Below are 16,738 nucleotides of genomic sequence, written 5' to 3'. Positions count from 1 at the left end.
ACGAGTGAGCACACCGAACGACCCGGACGACAAGAAGTCGACGACCGGCCGGCCCTCGGGCCCAACCGACTCCGGTAACTCCGGGGGTCCGGCGCGGTCGTCCGGTCCGGGTCCTTCGGGTGCTCAAACTTCAGGGTCAGACCAGGTGACCCACCCGATGCAGCAGAAGAATCCGAACCCGGTCGGGGCTCCCAAGCAGGGTGGCCTCGTGCCGCCGTGGCAGCGCGGTGGCGTGCCGCCGCAGGCCCCTAACGGCCAGAACGGCCCGGCGCCTCAGGGCGGCCCGCAGCAGAACGGCAAAGCTGGTCCGCCGCCGAATGGGACCAGCGGCCCGCCGCCAAGCGGAAAGGGCGGCCCGCCTCCGCGGGGCATGGTGACGTCCGAACCGGCCGGTGGACAGGCGCCGGTCACCAAACTCGACAGTCCCGCCCGCACGGACGGTCCGTCTCGTCCAGCCCCGTCGTCGACGCCTGTGGGAGGCGGCTCGGGTGCGCGTACCGGATTCGTCGAGTCACCTACGCGGACGATCGTGCGTGACCCCTCCGAGGACGAGCAACTGCCCGACCTCGACCAGATCCACCACACCGCAGAGGTCCGCCAGTCCGCTGAGGTAGCTCCTGTGGCGGCTCCGCGCTCGGCACCGGCTCAGGTCGGTCCTGCGACCGCGCTGCGTGCCGCTGTGCAGATCCGCCGGATCGATCCGTGGGCGACGTTTAAGATCTCCGCTGTACTCGCCGTCGTCGGATTCTTCATCTGGATGATCGCCGTGGCCGTGCTGTACCTGGTCCTCGACGGCATGGGCGTCTGGGACCAGATCAACAGTTCGTTCGGCACGCTCGTCACCGCTGACGGGTCGTCGAGCGAGGGCGACGTGATCGGCGCAGGCACGATCTTCGGCTACGCCGTGCTGCTCGGCGCGATCAACGCGATCCTCCTGACCGCCATCGCCACCATCGGCGCGTACATCTACAACCTGTGCGCCGACCTCGTCGGCGGCGCCGAGGTCACGCTGGGGGATCTGGACTAGCTGGTCGAGCCGACCTCGCTGGTCGAGCCGAGCCGAACCCGCTGGTCGAGCCTCACCCGCTGGTCGAGTTGACCCCCGTTGGTCGAGCTTGTCGAGACCACCTCTGACCAGCCGTTTTGGTTGTTGACGACCTCGTCGGGTAACCTCAATCCTCGGTTCACGGGCCTATAGCTCAGGCGGTTAGAGCGCTTCGCTGATAACGAAGAGGTCGGAGGTTCAAGTCCTCCTAGGCCCACTGCGAGTGGTTGTTCGTCAGCCCGTTTCGCAACCCGTCGGTCGTTCTCGACGCCCGGCACGGGGCCTTAGCTCAGTTGGTAGAGCGCTGCCTTTGCAAGGCAGATGTCAGGAGTTCGAATCTCCTAGGCTCCACAAGCAAGTACTTCACGGCCGCTCTTGTCCGCCACTCGGACCGCGCATAGCGCGTCGGCCACATCCCCTCGTAAGGCTCCGACGTCGTGTCCGGCAGTATGCGGTCTCTCGGCGCAGTTTCTCGCGGAAGAGTCCACCCGCAGCGCAGAAACTAGGGGAAAGAATCTTTCCGCGGGTCCACGTACCTTTCCTCGAGTTTCCCCTAGTTTCGGCTTCTCGCGGACTGTCCGTAGGCCGCCGAAATGGCGATAAGCCGCCCCGCCCGCAGCGTCGCGCAGAAACAACCGGAAGACGCCGAAGCCACCACGACACAGGCGAACAACCGTAACGCGCACCCGCAGGCCCCAGGCCGACTCACGACCTACACCTCACAACACGCCTCGATGCGCCGTCGCGGCGACGCTGCGCTGCGTACTCTCTCCACATGCACATCGAGGAAGTCTTCTCCGGGGTCGCTGTGGCGTTCGAGGCGATCGGTGCGTTGACGATGGTCCTCGGGTTCATCATGTCGCTGGTGCTGGCCGGTCGAGCTCTCAAACGAGGCGAGGGCGGCCAAACCGCCTATTCGACGCTGCGCAACACCCTCGGTGCGGCGATCCTGCTTGGCCTCGAGGTGCTCGTGGCAGCGGACTTGATCCGCACGATCACGTCCAAGCCGTCGATCGAGGACGCGCTGATCCTCGGGATCATCGTCTTGATTCGAACTGTGCTGTCGATGTCGATTCAGATCGAGATCGAGGGCGTCGTCCCGTGGAAGCGTGCACTGCTGACGAGTGGCGCTTCCCTGGCCGGCAGAGAAATAGCGCGCGACGCGGCCGCACAGACCGCGTCACGCGCTACCAACGACTGACTACAGCCGCGTCGACTACAGCCGCGCTGCCGCGTACTGCGCGGCCTGGACGTTCATGCCGTTCACGGCGTACAGCACGTGCAGACCGTTCGGCTGACCCACTGGAGCGCCGTCGCACACGACGTCGCCCGGGATGCAGTAGGTGACGGTCTTGGGCTTGTACCGCGGTCCGACGTTCATCTCAGGTGCCCCGACGTCGCGGATCCAGCGGTCCGACGGGGGAGCGAAGAGCACGACGGCTTTGACGCGGGGTTCCACCTCGGCAGGCATGGCCTTGGGGGCCTGCGACGCGTACTCGGCATAGCGCGCCGGAACGGCGATTCCGCTGTTTGCTGCGTAGGCCGCAACCGCGCCGCCCTGGGAGTAGCCGCCGAGAACGATTCCTGTGTTCGGGCATCGCGCCGCGGTGGCCTTGATGTGATCCTGCGCATCTGTGATGCCTGCAACCACGTTGCGGACAAACGCCACGCGGTTGTTGAAGTTGTTGCTGGCGGGGTAGTCGACGCCGTAAACCGCCACCGACTTGCCTGGTAGCTGCGCCCTCAGTGCCTGCGCAAAGGACAATCCCGTGAGCCCGACCGGCGGCGCCGTTTCGGCCGTTCCACGAGCGAACACCACCTCGACGTCTGGGCACGACGCCGCAGATGCGTGTGGCGCTGCGGCGAGGACACCGCCGGCAGCGACGACGAGCGAACCCGCAAGGAGCGCCATCCGACGGGCGGCACTGTTCAGAGGCGAGATGCGACGGTCACGCCCGGAGCGTGGACGCGAAAAGGCGAGCTTCGGCATGGAGTTCCTTTGCGGAGTCGTGCGCCGGCAGACGTCGATCACAGCCGACTGTGGACGAGAGTACTCAGGGTATTCGTCCATTGTGGCCACTCGGATGGGCCTCAGTGCACACCTATTCACGAATCCGCGGAATCAATTTGCGCGCCGGTAGGAGACCGACTACGCCAACAGGCAGCCCGTCAGAAGACGAAGATGAACAAGTAGACGAGCAGCGCCACGATGGCCACTGCGACCCACACCCAGCCGAGGCGGATCGCTGCCGTCGCGAACGGCATGCCGTACTGGGGTCGGGAGCGGATCTCATCGCGTGCGCGGTAGCCGAGATAGATGCCGATCGGCGACGTGATACCTAGTAGCGACAACACGAATGCCCAGATCGCCGTGCGGTTCATCGTCGTCGTCGACGATGCCGGTGCTGCAGTCCGAGGCGGTGCCACGGGCTCCTCCTGGTCTTCGACGCGGGAACCGATGCCTTTTCGGTTCGACGGTTCTTTCACAGCCGAGTATGCCTGCGTCGCCGACGTCTCGGCCGGGCCCACCGGTGGAGCGTCACGCGAAGGCGTGTTGGCGGGGACGTCGCGACGGGGCGGGACGAACACCCGTTCTCCGCTCCGTGCGTATTCGCTTGCGCCGGACAGACTTTCTTTCGGTGGCGGCGTCGTGCCCGTTCTTCCGACCGGATCACCGGCGCGCGGGGGAGGACCTCCCGGCGCGCCGATCGGAGCCCTCCGTCCCGGCGGTGGCACCGGCGCCCCTGGGCGTTGCGGCGGCACGGGTCCCTGTCCCGACGGCCTTCCCGACGACTGTCCGGTTCCCGGGCCGGGCTGCGCGCCGGGTGCTGGCGGGCGTTGCGGCGGGGCGCCGACCTGCCATCCCGGTCGCGGACCGGTGTTTGGTGGAAGCGGCCTGTTGCCCTGTGAGGGTGCCGGGCCGTTCCCCGTGGCGGGACGCGGGGGCGGCGGCCTGTTCCCGGTAAACGTGGGGTTGGCGCCGGCCGGGCCGGGACCCGTTCCGTGCTGGTCGCGCGGGTTGCTGCGCAGGGCAGGGCCCCCGTCGCGAGGGCCAGGCCCGACGTTCCGCGACGCGGGTCCGACGTTCCGCGGGACTTGGCCGCCGTCGCGCGGTGCAGGGCCGTTCTCGCGCGGGGCAGGCCCGCTGTCGCGCTGGATAGGTCCGTTGTCGCGGCCCGACGGCGAGCCGCCGCGCGCGTCCGGACGCACCGACCAGCCCGATGACGGTCCGTTCGCGCGCTCCCACGGCGCGGAGGCCGGGGCCACGGTGTCACGCGCGGGTCGTGATTCCGAGTCTGTTGTCGGCTGCGATGGCCTGTTGGCAGCCGGTACGTCGTCCTTCGACAGGGGAGACCACCCCGATGCTCGGTTCACGCCCGACTCGCTGTCGGCGTCGTCGGCTCGGGTGTCGTCGGAGTTCACGGGTCCAAATTACCTGCACCGGTGTCCCGAGATCGCATGGACCGTCGACTACGTGACCTTCCCGACGGGCTATCCGGCCTCGGGGCCAGCGGTGATCGTCGTCGGCAATTCATCGATCCGAGGAACCGTTGCGGAGATCGGCGGCGGCTCCTGCCGACTCCGACGAAGTACGACGACGACGGCTGCCGCGACGGCCGATACCAGCGCGAGTCCCCCTGCGATGGCGAGCACCTGCTTCTTCTGCATGTGCACAGCGTGCCAGTTCGCTGCGGGCGGATGCCACTTCTGACACCTACTGGCGCTGAGGTGGTTGTATGGAGGGCGTGAGTATTGAAACGCAGACCGCGACCATCCACACCAACCGCGGTGACATCGTTGTCGACCTGTTCGGAAATCACGCACCCAAGACCGTTGCCAACTTCACCGGCCTCGCCGATGGCAGCAAGGAGTACAGCGAGCCCAACGCTTCCGGAGGCAACTCCGGACCGTTCTTCGACGGCTCGGTGTTCCACCGTGTCATCGAGGGCTTCATGATCCAGGGCGGCGATCCGACGGGCACCGGCCGCGGTGGCCCCGGATACCGCTTCGAGGACGAGTTCCACCCGGAGCTCTCCTTCGACCGTCCGTACCTCCTCGCGATGGCAAACGCCGGACCGGGAACCAACGGATCGCAGTTCTTCATCACCGTGGGCCCCACCCCGCACCTCAATCGTCGCCACACCATCTTCGGTGAGGTGACCGATCCCGCATCGCAGCAGGTTGTCGACGCTATTGCGACGACGTCCACCGACCGCGCCGACCGCCCGCTCGACCCGGTCGTCATCGAGAAGATCGAGATCAACTGAACACACCGCAGCAACCGACGCGCGCGTCGCAGGTCTGCTACCGGCACCCCGATCGCCCGACCCTGCTCTCTTGCAGCAGGTGCGGGCGTTCGGCGTGTCCGGAGTGCCTCACCCCGGCCGCCGTCGGGCAACACTGCGTCGAATGTCGCGGCGACGACGGATCACGGCGCGCGGCGTCGAGCGTCGGAACCGCACAGATCTCGACGCCGACGGCTACGCGCAATACCCCGATCGGCACCTATGCGCTGATCGCCGTCAACGTGGTGATCTTCGCGCTCTGCGTGATCCAGGCAAAGTCGTTCGACGCCGGGCTCGCGCCTCTCTTCCAGCACGGCGACCTCGTCAGAGCCGACGTCGCCAACGGCGAGTACTGGCGACTTCTCACCGCAGGTTTTCTCCACTTCACCGTGATGCACATCGCGCTGAACGTGATTTCGCTCTACATCCTCGGCCGTGACCTCGAGACCGCGCTCGGACACAGTCGCTTCCTGATGGTCTACTTCATCGCGCTTTTCGGCGGCAGCGCCGCGGTGATGCTGTTCGAGGCGGGCAACGTACGCAGTGCCGGCGCCTCCGGCGCGATCTACGGACTCATGGGCGCAATGCTCGTGATCGTCCTCAAGGCCCGAATTTCCCCGACCGGAGTCATCACGATCATCGTGATCAACCTGGTCTTCTCGGTGACGATGCCCGGGATCTCGCTGGCCGCCCACATGGGTGGTCTTGTCTTCGGTGCCGCCGCGACGGCCGCCGTCATCTACCTTCCAGCTCGGCTTCTGCCGGACGAGTCGCGTACCCAGCACAACGCTTCGCGAGTGGGGTGGATCGCGCTGATCGTGCTGCTCGTCGTTGCGATCGCGCTCGGCATCATCGCCGGAAGTTCGAGGTCGGGTCTGCTCTGAGCAGGCTTCCACGACACCTGCAATCGATAGCTCAGTTAGTTGTCCACAGGAGTTACCCACAGTGGGGATGAATTACACACATGTAATTCGGCCTCGCGCGACGTAGTTCGACGGTGTTCGAGATGGGTCAGCCGTCGACGTCGAACCCGGCCTGACGCAACTGCACCGCGACGTCGGAGGGTGCGGCGCCGAGATCCCAGCGGCCGAAGACGTAGAGCTTGGTGTCGAGTCGTAGACCGTCCGATTGATCTGTCGGGGCGGCGTCGTCGGGGATCACGTCGATCTCGAGTTGCCCACTACGACGTCCGATGCGGCGGATGTTGAGCACCTTGATCTGATCGATCTGCGCGGGCGTGCAGTCACGCGTGCCCGATAGCGTCCGGATGTGCAGGACTGGTCCGGGACTGACGGCGAGGCGCGGTCGAATCGCCCACGCGTACGCGCCGAACGCCAGCAGCAGCACGCCTGCGACGACCATCAGGACCATGCCGGCGGGATCCGACGCCGCGATCACGCCAAGGATCACAAGAAGTAGGCCGCCGACCAGCAGTGCGGCGGCAGCAGGTCGCGGCGTCGACCATTCGCCTGTGGACAAGTCGGAACGGTTATCCACAGCAGTTACTCACAGTGGGGATGAATTACACACATGTGATTAACGGCTGTGGATGATTGTCCGAGCCTGTTGTCGCAGGTCAGCGCCATCTCATGGTCATCAGAAGGCCGACGACCATCAGGGCGAAGCCGATCAGGAAGTTCCACGATCCGAGGTTGGCCATCCAGTGGAGAACCTGGCCCTCGCCGCCGTAGGTGGTTGAGCTCGCAGCGAGGTAGTAGACGATCAGCCATGCGAGGCCGAGGAGCATCAGACCGAGCATGACGCCCACGTAGATGCTGCTGGAGGGACCGGTCTTGACCTTGACCGGCGTGCGCGACGCCGGGTTGATCGTGTAATCGGTCTTCTTCCGGACTTTAGACTTCGGCATGACTTCCTCTGTTGGGTGCAGATCACTCGCCTTACACGGTATCTCACCTGGTCGCCGCGACCGACCCCGCTCGCTGGTCGAGCTGCCCCACTGGTCGGGCTTGTCGAGGCCCCGCTGGTGATTTCGACTCGGCTGCTCGCTTCGCTCGCGGCCGGCTCAATCAGCGGGATGGACCCACCCGCTGGTCGACGGCCCCCGCTGGTGATTTCGACTCGGCTGCTCGCTTCGCTCGCGGCCGGCTCAATCAGCGGGAAGGACCACCCGCTGGTCGAGCCGCCCCCGCTGGTCGAGCCTGTCGAGACCTCCCACCCGAGCTGCACCCGCTGGTCGAGCCACCCCCGCTGGTCGAGCTTGTCGAGACCACCCCGCGACGCCCCGAGTAACCTGAGCCTGTGAATACGCCCGCCGTCGACGAATCCGCGCAGCCCCTGGGCCGCGTGCTCGTCATCGACAACTACGACAGCTTCGTCTACAACCTGGTCCAATACCTCGGTCAATTGGGCGGCTCCGCCGCGGGTCAATTAGGCGGCCCCGCCGGCCTCGACGTCACCGTCTGGCGCAACGACGATCCGGTCCTCTCCGACGCCGACGGCGAGTTCACCACGGAATCACTGCGTCGAGCTGTCGAAGGATTCGACGCCGTACTGCTCAGCCCCGGCCCGGGCACTCCACAGCGCGCGGGCGCGACCATCCCGCTCGTGCGGCTCGCGGCGTCGGACGAAATCCCGCTGCTCGGGGTCTGCCTCGGACATCAGGCGATCGGCGCAGCCTTCGGCGCTACAGTCGACCGCGCACCGGAACTCCTGCACGGCAAGACGTCGCAGGTCATCCACGACGACGACGGCGTCCTGGCCGGACTACCGGATCCCTTCACCGCGACGCGCTATCACTCGCTCACTGTGCTCCCCGAGACCATCCCCGACGAACTCGTCGTGACCGGGCGCACCGACACCGGCATCGTCATGGCCATGCGTCACCGCGACCTGCCCATCCACGGGGTCCAGTTCCACCCGGAGAGCGTGCTGACCCAGGGCGGACATCGGATGCTGGCCAACTGGCTCGCCGTCGCGGGCATCAAGGTCGACGCCGGTCTGGTCGACGCGCTCGAACAGGAGATGGCCGCCGCGCTGGGCTGACGGGCGAGCCTGGGCCGACCCCTGCAGGAACCGACCGCTCGAGCCCTAGTTCGGCAACAGGCTGAGCTGCCCGACGGTCACGGTGACAGCGTCGTTGCGGCTCAGTTGTGAGCCCGCGGCAGGCTGCTGGTCGACGATCTTGCCGATGTCCGGACTGCCCAGCGGCACGCCCTTCGTCGACTGTGTGAGCGTCGAGTCCGACCATCCGCGCGACTGCAGCGTCGAGCGTGCCTGCTCGGGTGTCTGACCGCGCAGGTCGGGCATCGTGAACTGGTTGCCGCGCGAGACCGTCACCTGAACCGTGCTGCCCTCGTCCACCGATGTTCCGGCGGACGGGGACGAGCTGATGATCTCGCCGACAGGCCGATCAGAGTCGCCCTGCACGACCACCATCTTCAGATTCGACTGCTCGAGCAGCGTGCGGGCCTGGTCCTCACGCATACCGACGACGTCGCGCACGGTCACCTGACGAGGCCCTGACCCGACGTGCAGCACGACGGGGCTGTTGACCGCGGCGTTGGTTCCGGACGCGGGTGTCGTGCTCACGACCTTGCCGTCGAGTGCCGCCGTCGAATCGACCTCGTCGGTCCGGATGTTGGTGAATCCGAGCACCTTCAGCGCGTCGGTCGCCTCCTCCGGTGTCTTGCCCTGCATCGACGGCATCTGGTGCCGTGGAGGCCCGGAGGACACGTACAGCGTCACCTCGGAGCCGTCGGGTGCCAGCACGTTCGCGCCCGGCGCCGACCTGGTGGCCGTCCCGGCCTTGACGTCGAGGCTCGGTTCCTGGAGCTGTTTGACCTTGAATCCCGCACGCAGCAGGTTGCTCTCGGCGTCTTGCGACGACAGTCCACTCACCGATGGCACCGCGATCTGCCGCGCACTCTCCGACGCCCACGGGGCCCACCACAGCAATAGTCCTGCCAGCAGCAGCACCACGAGCGCGGCCGATCCCAGGACCAGTCCGCGGGACCGGCGTCGAATAGGGGTGTTGTCACTGGAGCGTCGAGGAGCGTTGCCGTCCGAACCGCCGGAGCCGTCGCCGCCACCACCCCCGGTGCCGCCACCGTCCGAGCCGCGCGCCGCGCGTCGAGGACCGGTGTCGAGGAACTCCGTACGATCCTCGTCGGTCAGCAGCAGCGGGGCCGACGGGCGGCCGCCCGCGAGCACGCGGATCAGGTCGGCGCGCAGTTCGGCGGCGGACTGATACCGGTTCTCCTTGTTCTTGCTCATCGCCTTGAGCACCACGGAGTCGAGCTCGCGTGGGATCTCCGGTCGGATCGACGACGGCCAGGGCGGGTCCTCGTGAACGTGCTGATGGGCGACGGCGACGGGCGAATCACCCGTGAACGGCGGTTCGCCGGTCATCAACTCGAACAGCACGCAGCCCATCGAGTAGATGTCACTGCGCGGATCGACCTTGATGCCGCGCGCCTGCTCCGGCGAGAGGTACTGGGCGGTGCCCATCACGGTCGACGTCTGCGTCATCGTCGACGTCGAGTCGCTGATTGCTCTGGCGATGCCGAAGTCCATCACCTTGACCGCGCCGGCCTTGTCGATCATGACGTTGGCGGGCTTCATGTCGCGGTGCACGATCCCGTTGCGGTGGCTGAAGTCCATGGCCGCGGCGACGTCGGCCATCCACGTCATGGCCTGCCGCGGAGACACCGGACCGTTGGCACGCAACACATCTCGCAGTGTCTCGCCGTCGACGTACTCCATCACGATGAACGGCAGCGGCCCGTCGGGTGTCTCGGATTCGCCGGTGTCGAACACCTGGACGATCGTCGGGTGATTGAGCTTCGCGGCGTTCTGCGCCTCGCGTCGGAAGCGGAGGTAGAACGACGGATCACGTGCGAGATCGGCGCGCAGCACCTTGATCGCGACGTCCCTGTTGAGCAGCAGGTCGCGAGCGAAGTGCACCTCCGACATCCCTCCGAAACCGAGCGTCTCGCCCAGTTCGTAGCGGTCGGAGAGATGGTGCGGGGTCGCTGTCATCGGCTCGGCAGACAGAAGGGCGGACAGAACTGTCCGGTCACGGTGGGTGCACCGGAGTCGCCATCGGTCGTGGTCGGCTCCTCGGTTTCCTGTTGGGTCGTCTCTTCTTCGGTCGTCGGTCGCTCGGTGGTGGTCGGACGACGCGTCGTCGTGGTCTGCTCGCGGGTCGTCGTCTCAGGTTCTTGCTGTTCGGCAGTGGTCGGGACAGCGGTCGTGGTCTGTGTGACCGTCGTCGACGGCGTCGGCGTCTCCGACGATCCCGAATCCAGGTTCGCCAGCCAGAAGCCGATCAGTCCGATGGCGCCGAGCAGCAGCACTCCCGCGATACCCGCGAGCACCTTCTGGCCGGTGGTCCACCCGTTGTTGTTGTTCGACGGAGGCGTCGAGCCGGTCTGCGGGTACGAGGTTTGGTGGTACGAGGTCTGCGGATATGAGGTCTGGCCGTATGCCGTCGGAGCCCGACCGGTTCCCTGCGTCGCGCTGCGTGCGGTTCCCGTGGGCGGCACACCGCTCGTCATCGCGCGGGTCGCGCCGGTTCCGCGTGCGAGCGCGGCTCCACCTGCGGCTCCCGCCGCAGCGGCTCCGGCAGCACCGATGGCTCCGGCGCCGCCAGGGGTAGGAGGTCGACGTCCCGCACGCACCGCGGCCACGGCGTCGGCGAACTCGCCACCGTTGGCATAACGCTGCTTGGGATCCTTCGACAACGTGATGTCGATCAGCTCGCGCACCGACGCAGGCACGTTCGCAGGCAGCGGCGGCGGGGTCTCGCGGATGTGCTTCATCGCGACGGTGATCGCGCCATCACCGAGGAATGGTCGACGCCCCGTCAGCGCCTCGTATCCGACGACGCCGAGCGAATAGACGTCCGACGCCGCCGTCGCCTCGTCACCGGTGGCCTGTTCGGGCGAGATGTACTGGGCCGTGCCCATGACCATGCCGGTCTGGGTGACCGGTGCGGCGTCGACCGCCTTCGCGATGCCGAAGTCGGTGATCTTCACCTGGCCCGCGGGTGTGATGAGGATGTTGCCGGGCTTGACGTCGCGGTGCACGAGGCCTGCGGTGTGCGCGGCCTGCAGCGCGCGGCCGGTCTGCTCGAGCATGTCGAGCGTGTTGGTCAGCGACAGCCGTCCGAGCCGTGAGATCACTGAGTTCAGCGGCTCGCCGTCGACGAGTTCCATCACCAGATAGGCGAGCGGACCGCCGCCTGCGCGGTCGGGCGTTTCGCCGTAGTCGAAGACGTTCGCGATGCCGGGGTTGTTCAGCTTGGCCGTCGTCTGCGCCTCGGTGCGGAAGCGAGCGGTGAACTCGGGATCGTCGGAATACTCGGCCTTGAGCACCTTGACCGCGACACGACGGTTCAGTCGCGTGTCGACGGCCTCCCAGACCTGTCCCATGCCGCCGGTCGCGATGAGCCGGATCAGGCGATAACGGTCGGCGATGATCGTGCCGTTCTGCAGGCTCATCGTCCACCTCCCACCAGTGAGTTGATCACAGCTCGTCCAATCGGTGCGGCGACGGTTCCGCCGACCGAGTTCACACCGTAGTCGCCGTTCTCCACGATCACGGCGACAGCGATCTGCGGATTCGACGACGGTCCGAACGCGATGTACCAGGAGTACGGGGTCTCCGAGTCGCCACCTGCGCTCGTGTCGGAGTGCTCGGCCGTGCCGGTCTTCGACGCGATCGACACCGGACCGCCCGCTCCCGCGGTTGCCCGTTCCGACTCGACCATCATGCTGGTCAGCGTGGCCGCCTGGTCGGAGGTGATCGGTTCGTTAATCGTTGTCGGCTGAGTTGTGCTCAGCGTGCGCAGATCTGCCGATTGCAGTTTATCCACCAGATAGGGCTGCATCCGCACCCCACCGTTGGCGACGGTCGCTGCGATCATCGCGTTCTCCAGCGGGGTCAGGCGCACGTCACGCTGTCCGATCGCCGACTGCGCCAGCGCGGCACGGTCGGGGATCTCGCCGACGGTCGATTGCGCGACCGGCATCGGAATCTCCGGTCCGGCTTCGTCGAGGCCGAAGCGTCGAGCGGTGTCTTTGAAGTTCGACGTCGCGTTGGGCATCTTGTTCGTCACGAGGTCGGCGAAAGCGGTATTGCACGAGTACTTCAACGCCGTGACCATCGAGACAGTGCCGCCGGACGATTCCGGGCATGTCTCGCCGCCGTAGTTGGGTAGCGAGATCGTGGTGTCGGGCAGCGGGAACTGCGACGCCGCGGTGAGGCGCACGTCGGGCGACACCCCTGCCCGCAGCGCCGCCGCCGAGGTGACCACCTTGAACGTGGACCCCGGCGGGTAGAGCTGGTTGATCGCGCGGTTGAGCATCGGCTCCGAACCGTTGGGGTCGTTCCACGACGACCAGGCCGTCTCGCGCACCGACTGGTCGTGGCTGGCGAGCTTGTTCGGGTCGTAGCTGGGCGTCGACACCATCGCGAGGATCTTGCCCGTGTTCGGCGCTATCGCGACGACCGCACCGCGACAACCGCCGCTGCAGCCGTTGCGCATCTGGTTGTAGGCCACACGCTGCAGACGGGGATTGATCGTCGTCACGACGTTGCCGCCGCGCGGATCCCGCCCGGAGAACATGTCGGTGAAGCGCTGCCCGAAGAGCCGGTCGTCGCTTCCGGAGAGAAACGAGTTCTCGTAGCGCTCGACCTCGGTGCTGCCGTACTGGTACGAGAAGTAGCCGGTCACCGGCGCGAACGCCTCGGCACCCTCGGGTGGGTAGCTGCGCAGGAACTTCAGCCTGCTGTCCGTGGGCACCGACACCGCAACGACCTCGCCGCCAGCGGTGATCGCACCGCGCTGGCGCGAGTACTCGTCGAGCAGCACGCGGTTGTTGCGCGGGTCGGATTTCAGGGCGTCGGCCTTGAAGACCTGAACGTAGGTGGCGTTGGCGAGCAACACGATGATCATCACGATGACCACCATCGACACCCGGCGGATCGGAGCGTTCATGGTTGCCGCACCGCCTGTGTCGGCAGCGACTCGATGGGCTTCGGCGTGGGCCGACGCTTCGTCGGGTCGGGTTCGCGCGCGGCGTTGGACACGCGGATCAGTAGCGCGAGAAGTATGTAGTTCGCCAGCAACGACGACCCGCCGTACGACACGAACGGCGTCGTGAGACCGGTCAGCGGGATGAGCTTTGTGACGCCACCGACGACGACGAAGATCTGCACGGCCATCGTGAACGAGAGGCCGGTTGCCAGCAGTTTGCCGAAGCTGTCGCGGACTGCGACGCCTGTGCGCAGACCGCGCATCACGAAGATCAGGTAGAGCATCATCACGGCAGTGAGCCCGACAAGGCCGAGCTCCTCACCGATGGTCGCGATGATGAAGTCGGTATTGGCGAACGGAACGATATTGGGCCGGCCGGAGCCGAGTCCGGTGCCGAACAGCCCGCCGGTCGCGAGCCCGAAGAGGCTCTGTCCCACTTGATAACCGGTGGTGTCGAAGGTGGCGAAGGGGTCTTGCCACACCTGAACGCGCACCTGCAGATGTGGGAACAACTGGTACGCGAGTACCGCTCCCGCGACGAAAAGCGTGACGCCGATCGCCACCCAGCCCGCTCTGCCGGTGGCGACGTAGAGCATCGCGAGGATCGTCGAGAAGATCAGCAGCGGGCCACCGAGGTCGTTCTCGAGGGCGAAGATGCCGATGGTCACCAGCCACGCGATCAGCAGTGGTCCGAGGTCGCGTGCGCGCGGCAGGTCCATGCCGAGGAAGTGCTTGCCCGCCGTCGTGAACAGGTCGCGCTTGGAGACCAGCAACGCCGCGGTGAAGATGATGATCAGGATCTTGGAGAACTCGCCGGGCTGAATGTTGAAGAGCGGGGTGCGAATCCAGTTCTTCGACCCGTTGATCTCCGACATCGACGACGGCAGGATCGCCGGGATCGCCAGGAAGATCACGCCGCCGAGGCCGAGTGTGTACGCGTAGCGCGAGAGCGTCCGGTGATCGCGGATGAAGATCAGGATCATTGCGAACGCGATGATGCCGAGCAGCGCCCATAACAGCTGCTGATCGGCGTTGTTGGTCTGCTCGGTCGGGCTGATCTCTTCGCCGCGCGGACCCGACCCGAGGTCGAGGCGGTGGATCAGCACGAGCCCGATTCCGTTGAGCGCGGCCACAATTGGCAGCAGCACCGGATCGGCGTGGGGCGCGTACCGCCGTACGACGAGGTGCGCGATCGCGAACAGCACCGTGTAGGCGGCGACGTACTTGAGAAGATCCCACGTCAACGATTGACCCTGCGCGGCCTGCACGATGATCAAGGCGATCGTCACCACACCGATCGCGAAGATCAACAGGATCATCTCGACGGTGCGCCCGGTCTGGCGGGCCGGTTCACGCGGCGGCGCGTGCTGCGCTTGCGGATTCGACGGCTGCGACATCTACGGTTCCCGACACGGTCCGTCGTCGAACTGAGGCTGCGCAGGCGTCGAGGCGGAGGGGGCGGGCGTCGACGACGGTGCCGGACTCGACGGCTCGGCGACCGGCGGCAGTGTGAACCGCGCGGGGAGTGCGGTGTTCGGAGCGGGGCTCGCGGGAGGCGGGGTGCCGGGTGTCGGGGCTCCGGGTGTCGCACCCGGCGCCGGGGCGGGCTCGGTGGTGCTCGGCGCGGGTTGGCATAGGGGCAGGAAGGTGAGTCGACGCACCCGGTTGCGGGCGTCGTCGAGGTCGACTTTGCTCACCCCGAACGTGCGCACGGTGTTCACGCTCGCCGAGTCGAGGTCGGAGAGGCTCAGCTGGCGGCACTCGTCCTTGCTGTCGACCGACTGGAAACTGACGGTCGGGGCGTCGGTCGCGACGTTGGTGACGCAGACCTTCTCCGACGCCTTGCTCGACGAGAAGAAGAGGATCTTGTCGGGCGAGCCCTGGAAGATGGTGACCTTGCCGTTGTCCTCGCCGACGTAATACGTGCTGCGCAACAGTCCGCGCGTCAAGAAGAAGCCAGCGATCAGTGCCGCGATGACCAGCGCCACAATGCCTGCGAATATCCAACGGCCCCAACGACTTCGACGCTGCGCGGGTTCGTTGTCGTCATCGGTGAGGATCGTCGGGCGCTGGGGTGCGGCCGCCGGTGGACGCAGTGCTGCGGCTCTACCTGCAGCGGTCTTGGGATCGGGCGTGTAGTTCTGCTCGGAGTCGTCGCCCGCCGCACCGCCGACGATGGGTCGCGACTCGCCGTACTGCGTGTCGACGACGTCGGCGAGCACGACGCTGACATTGTCGGGGCCGCCGCCGCGCAGTGCGAGTTCGATGAGGCGGTCGGCGCATTCCTTCTCGTCGTCGATGGAGCCGAGCGTCTCGGAGATGGTCTCCTCGCTCACGACGTCGGAGAGGCCGTCGCTGCACAGCAGGTACCGATCGCCCGCGCGTGCCTCGCGGATCGTGAGTGTTGGCTCGACCTCTGTACCGGTCAACGCGCGCATGATGAGGGAGCGCTGCGGATGGGTGTGCGCCTGTTCGGCGGTGATGCGACCTTCGTCGACAAGGGTCTGGACGAACGTGTCGTCGCGCGTGATCTGGGTCAGCTCGCCGTCGCGGAAGAGGTAGCCGCGCGAGTCGCCGATGTGCGCAAGCCCGATCCTGCTGCCCGCGAACAGGATCGCGGTCAGCGTCGTGCCCATGCCGTCGAGGTCGGGCGAGCGTTCGACCTGTGCGGCGATGGCCGCGTTGCCGCGGTGGGTCGCGCGGTCGAGTGCGGCGAGCAGATCGCCGCCGGGCTCGTCGTCGTCGAGTGTGCGCAGTGCCTGGATGACCAACTGGCTGGCCACTTCGCCTGCCGCGTGTCCGCCCATACCGTCGGCGAGTGCGAGCAGTCGAGGGCCGGCGTAGAACGAGTCCTCGTTGTTCGCGCGGACCAACCCACGATCGCTCCGCGCGATGTAGCGCAACACCAGTGTCACGGGCGCAACTCGATCACGGTCTTACCGATACGGATCGGCGTGCTCAACGGGACGCGCACGGCTGTGGTCACCTTCGAACGGTCGAGGTAGGTGCCGTTCGTCGAACCGAGGTCTTCGACGTACCAGTCGTCGCCGCGGCGCGAGAGCCGTGCGTGGCGCTCGGAGGCGTAGTCGTCGGTGAGGACCAGCGTCGAATCGTCGGCTCGGCCGATCAGGACTGGCTGCTGACCCAGTGTGATGCGCGTATTCGCGAGTGCGCCGTGCGTGACGACCAGGTAGCGCGCCGACCCCTTGGCCGTCGCGGCTTTTCGACGACGACGGTCGGCCCCGGTGTAGCGGGAGAGAGGCGAGCCCGACGCTGTGGCGATGTCGGCACGGAGGGTGCGGATGACCGCGTAGACGAACAACCAGAGGAGGACCAGAAACCCGATACGGGTCAACTGCAGAACCAAGCCCTGCATCTAGTCCTCACCTCCCACGCATCCGTCACTAC

The 16,738-nt window shown here is 66.7% G+C and carries 16 protein-coding genes and 2 tRNA genes; 8 read left to right on the top strand and 10 right to left on the bottom strand.

Annotated elements, in window-relative coordinates:
- The first annotated feature begins 4 nt into the window (after positions 1 to 4).
- The 4 genes from ABW18_RS11875 (at position 5) to ABW18_RS11860 (ending at position 2,246) form a co-directional block, all read left to right on the top strand.
- Positions 5 to 1,027, top strand: coding sequence for a DUF3566 domain-containing protein (locus ABW18_RS11875; protein WP_053117454.1), 1,023 nt, complete (start codon positions 5 to 7; stop codon positions 1,025 to 1,027).
- A gap of 161 nt (positions 1,028 to 1,188) precedes the next feature.
- Positions 1,189 to 1,262, top strand: a tRNA-Ile gene (locus tag ABW18_RS11870).
- A 61-nt stretch (positions 1,263 to 1,323) separates the two neighbouring features.
- A tRNA-Ala gene (locus ABW18_RS11865) sits at positions 1,324 to 1,396 on the top strand.
- A 424-nt stretch (positions 1,397 to 1,820) separates the two neighbouring features.
- Positions 1,821 to 2,246 (top strand): DUF1622 domain-containing protein, encoded by a 426-nt coding sequence (locus ABW18_RS11860; RefSeq protein ID WP_049699179.1) that lies wholly within the window; start codon positions 1,821 to 1,823, stop codon positions 2,244 to 2,246.
- A gap of 15 nt (positions 2,247 to 2,261) precedes the next feature.
- Here the strand turns inward: ABW18_RS11860 and ABW18_RS11855 are convergent, their stop codons facing one another.
- Complete coding sequence (locus tag ABW18_RS11855; RefSeq protein WP_200903256.1) at positions 2,262 to 3,035, bottom strand: cutinase family protein; 774 nt, start codon at positions 3,033 to 3,035, stop codon at positions 2,262 to 2,264.
- 179 nt (positions 3,036 to 3,214) lie between these two features.
- The gene (locus tag ABW18_RS11850; RefSeq protein WP_235434377.1) at positions 3,215 to 3,574 is read right to left on the bottom strand and encodes a DUF4190 domain-containing protein; all 360 of its coding nucleotides are present in this window, start codon (positions 3,572 to 3,574) and stop codon (positions 3,215 to 3,217) included.
- A 637-nt stretch (positions 3,575 to 4,211) separates the two neighbouring features.
- Between ABW18_RS11850 and ABW18_RS22905 the strand changes: the two genes are divergently transcribed.
- The 3 genes from ABW18_RS22905 to ABW18_RS11835 all read left to right on the top strand — a co-directional run bounded on the left by ABW18_RS22905 (position 4,212) and on the right by ABW18_RS11835 (position 6,215).
- Positions 4,212 to 4,757: a hypothetical protein gene (locus ABW18_RS22905; protein WP_049699178.1), complete on the top strand. Its 546-nt coding sequence runs from the start codon at positions 4,212 to 4,214 to the stop codon at positions 4,755 to 4,757.
- Between the two features lie 25 nt (positions 4,758 to 4,782).
- On the top strand, positions 4,783 to 5,313 hold the full coding sequence (locus ABW18_RS11840) for a peptidylprolyl isomerase (protein ID WP_082937800.1): 531 nt from the start codon (positions 4,783 to 4,785) through the stop codon (positions 5,311 to 5,313).
- Between the two features lie 197 nt (positions 5,314 to 5,510).
- A complete protein-coding gene (locus ABW18_RS11835) occupies positions 5,511 to 6,215 on the top strand; it encodes a rhomboid family intramembrane serine protease (protein ID WP_049699177.1) in 705 nt (234 codons plus the stop codon).
- A gap of 127 nt (positions 6,216 to 6,342) precedes the next feature.
- Here the strand turns inward: ABW18_RS11835 and ABW18_RS11830 are convergent, their stop codons facing one another.
- Entirely contained in the window at positions 6,343 to 6,828 is a 486-nt protein-coding gene (locus ABW18_RS11830; RefSeq protein WP_049699176.1) for a hypothetical protein, read from the bottom strand.
- Positions 6,829 to 6,907: 79 nt separating this feature from the next.
- Entirely contained in the window at positions 6,908 to 7,198 is a 291-nt protein-coding gene (crgA, locus tag ABW18_RS11825) for a cell division protein CrgA (protein WP_005205869.1), read from the bottom strand.
- 428 nt (positions 7,199 to 7,626) lie between these two features.
- Between crgA and ABW18_RS11820 the strand changes: the two genes are divergently transcribed.
- A complete protein-coding gene (locus ABW18_RS11820) occupies positions 7,627 to 8,334 on the top strand; it encodes an aminodeoxychorismate/anthranilate synthase component II (RefSeq protein ID WP_049699444.1) in 708 nt (235 codons plus the stop codon).
- Between the two features lie 45 nt (positions 8,335 to 8,379).
- Here the strand turns inward: ABW18_RS11820 and pknB are convergent, their stop codons facing one another.
- From pknB to ABW18_RS11790, 6 genes are read right to left on the bottom strand one after another with little or no spacing between them, the layout of a single operon-like run.
- Positions 8,380 to 10,329, bottom strand: coding sequence for a Stk1 family PASTA domain-containing Ser/Thr kinase (gene pknB / locus ABW18_RS11815; protein ID WP_049699175.1), 1,950 nt, complete (start codon positions 10,327 to 10,329; stop codon positions 8,380 to 8,382).
- Positions 10,326 to 11,792, bottom strand: a complete 1,467-nt coding sequence (locus tag ABW18_RS11810; RefSeq protein ID WP_049699174.1) for a protein kinase domain-containing protein — start codon at positions 11,790 to 11,792, stop codon at positions 10,326 to 10,328. Before ABW18_RS11810 ends, pknB begins: the two co-directional genes overlap by 4 nt.
- Positions 11,789 to 13,291 carry a peptidoglycan D,D-transpeptidase FtsI family protein gene (locus tag ABW18_RS11805; protein ID WP_049699173.1) on the bottom strand — a complete coding sequence of 501 codons (1,503 nt, stop codon included), beginning with the start codon at positions 13,289 to 13,291 and terminating at the stop codon, positions 11,789 to 11,791. Before ABW18_RS11805 ends, ABW18_RS11810 begins: the two co-directional genes overlap by 4 nt.
- Positions 13,288 to 14,727, bottom strand: a complete 1,440-nt coding sequence (locus ABW18_RS11800) for an FtsW/RodA/SpoVE family cell cycle protein (protein WP_049699172.1) — start codon at positions 14,725 to 14,727, stop codon at positions 13,288 to 13,290. Before ABW18_RS11800 ends, ABW18_RS11805 begins: the two co-directional genes overlap by 4 nt.
- Entirely contained in the window at positions 14,728 to 16,245 is a 1,518-nt protein-coding gene (locus ABW18_RS11795; protein WP_049699171.1) for a PP2C family protein-serine/threonine phosphatase, read from the bottom strand.
- Positions 16,242 to 16,706: an FHA domain-containing protein FhaB/FipA gene (locus tag ABW18_RS11790; RefSeq protein ID WP_049699170.1), complete on the bottom strand. Its 465-nt coding sequence runs from the start codon at positions 16,704 to 16,706 to the stop codon at positions 16,242 to 16,244. Before ABW18_RS11790 ends, ABW18_RS11795 begins: the two co-directional genes overlap by 4 nt.
- Between the last annotated feature and the right edge of the window lie 32 nt (positions 16,707 to 16,738).

Origin of the sequence: Gordonia jacobaea, assembly GCF_001186365.1 — a bacterium.
GTDB lineage: Bacteria > Actinomycetota > Actinomycetes > Mycobacteriales > Mycobacteriaceae > Gordonia > Gordonia jacobaea.
The sequence above is the reverse complement of the archived record's forward strand: the minus strand, read 5'-3'. Positions and strand labels throughout refer to the sequence as shown.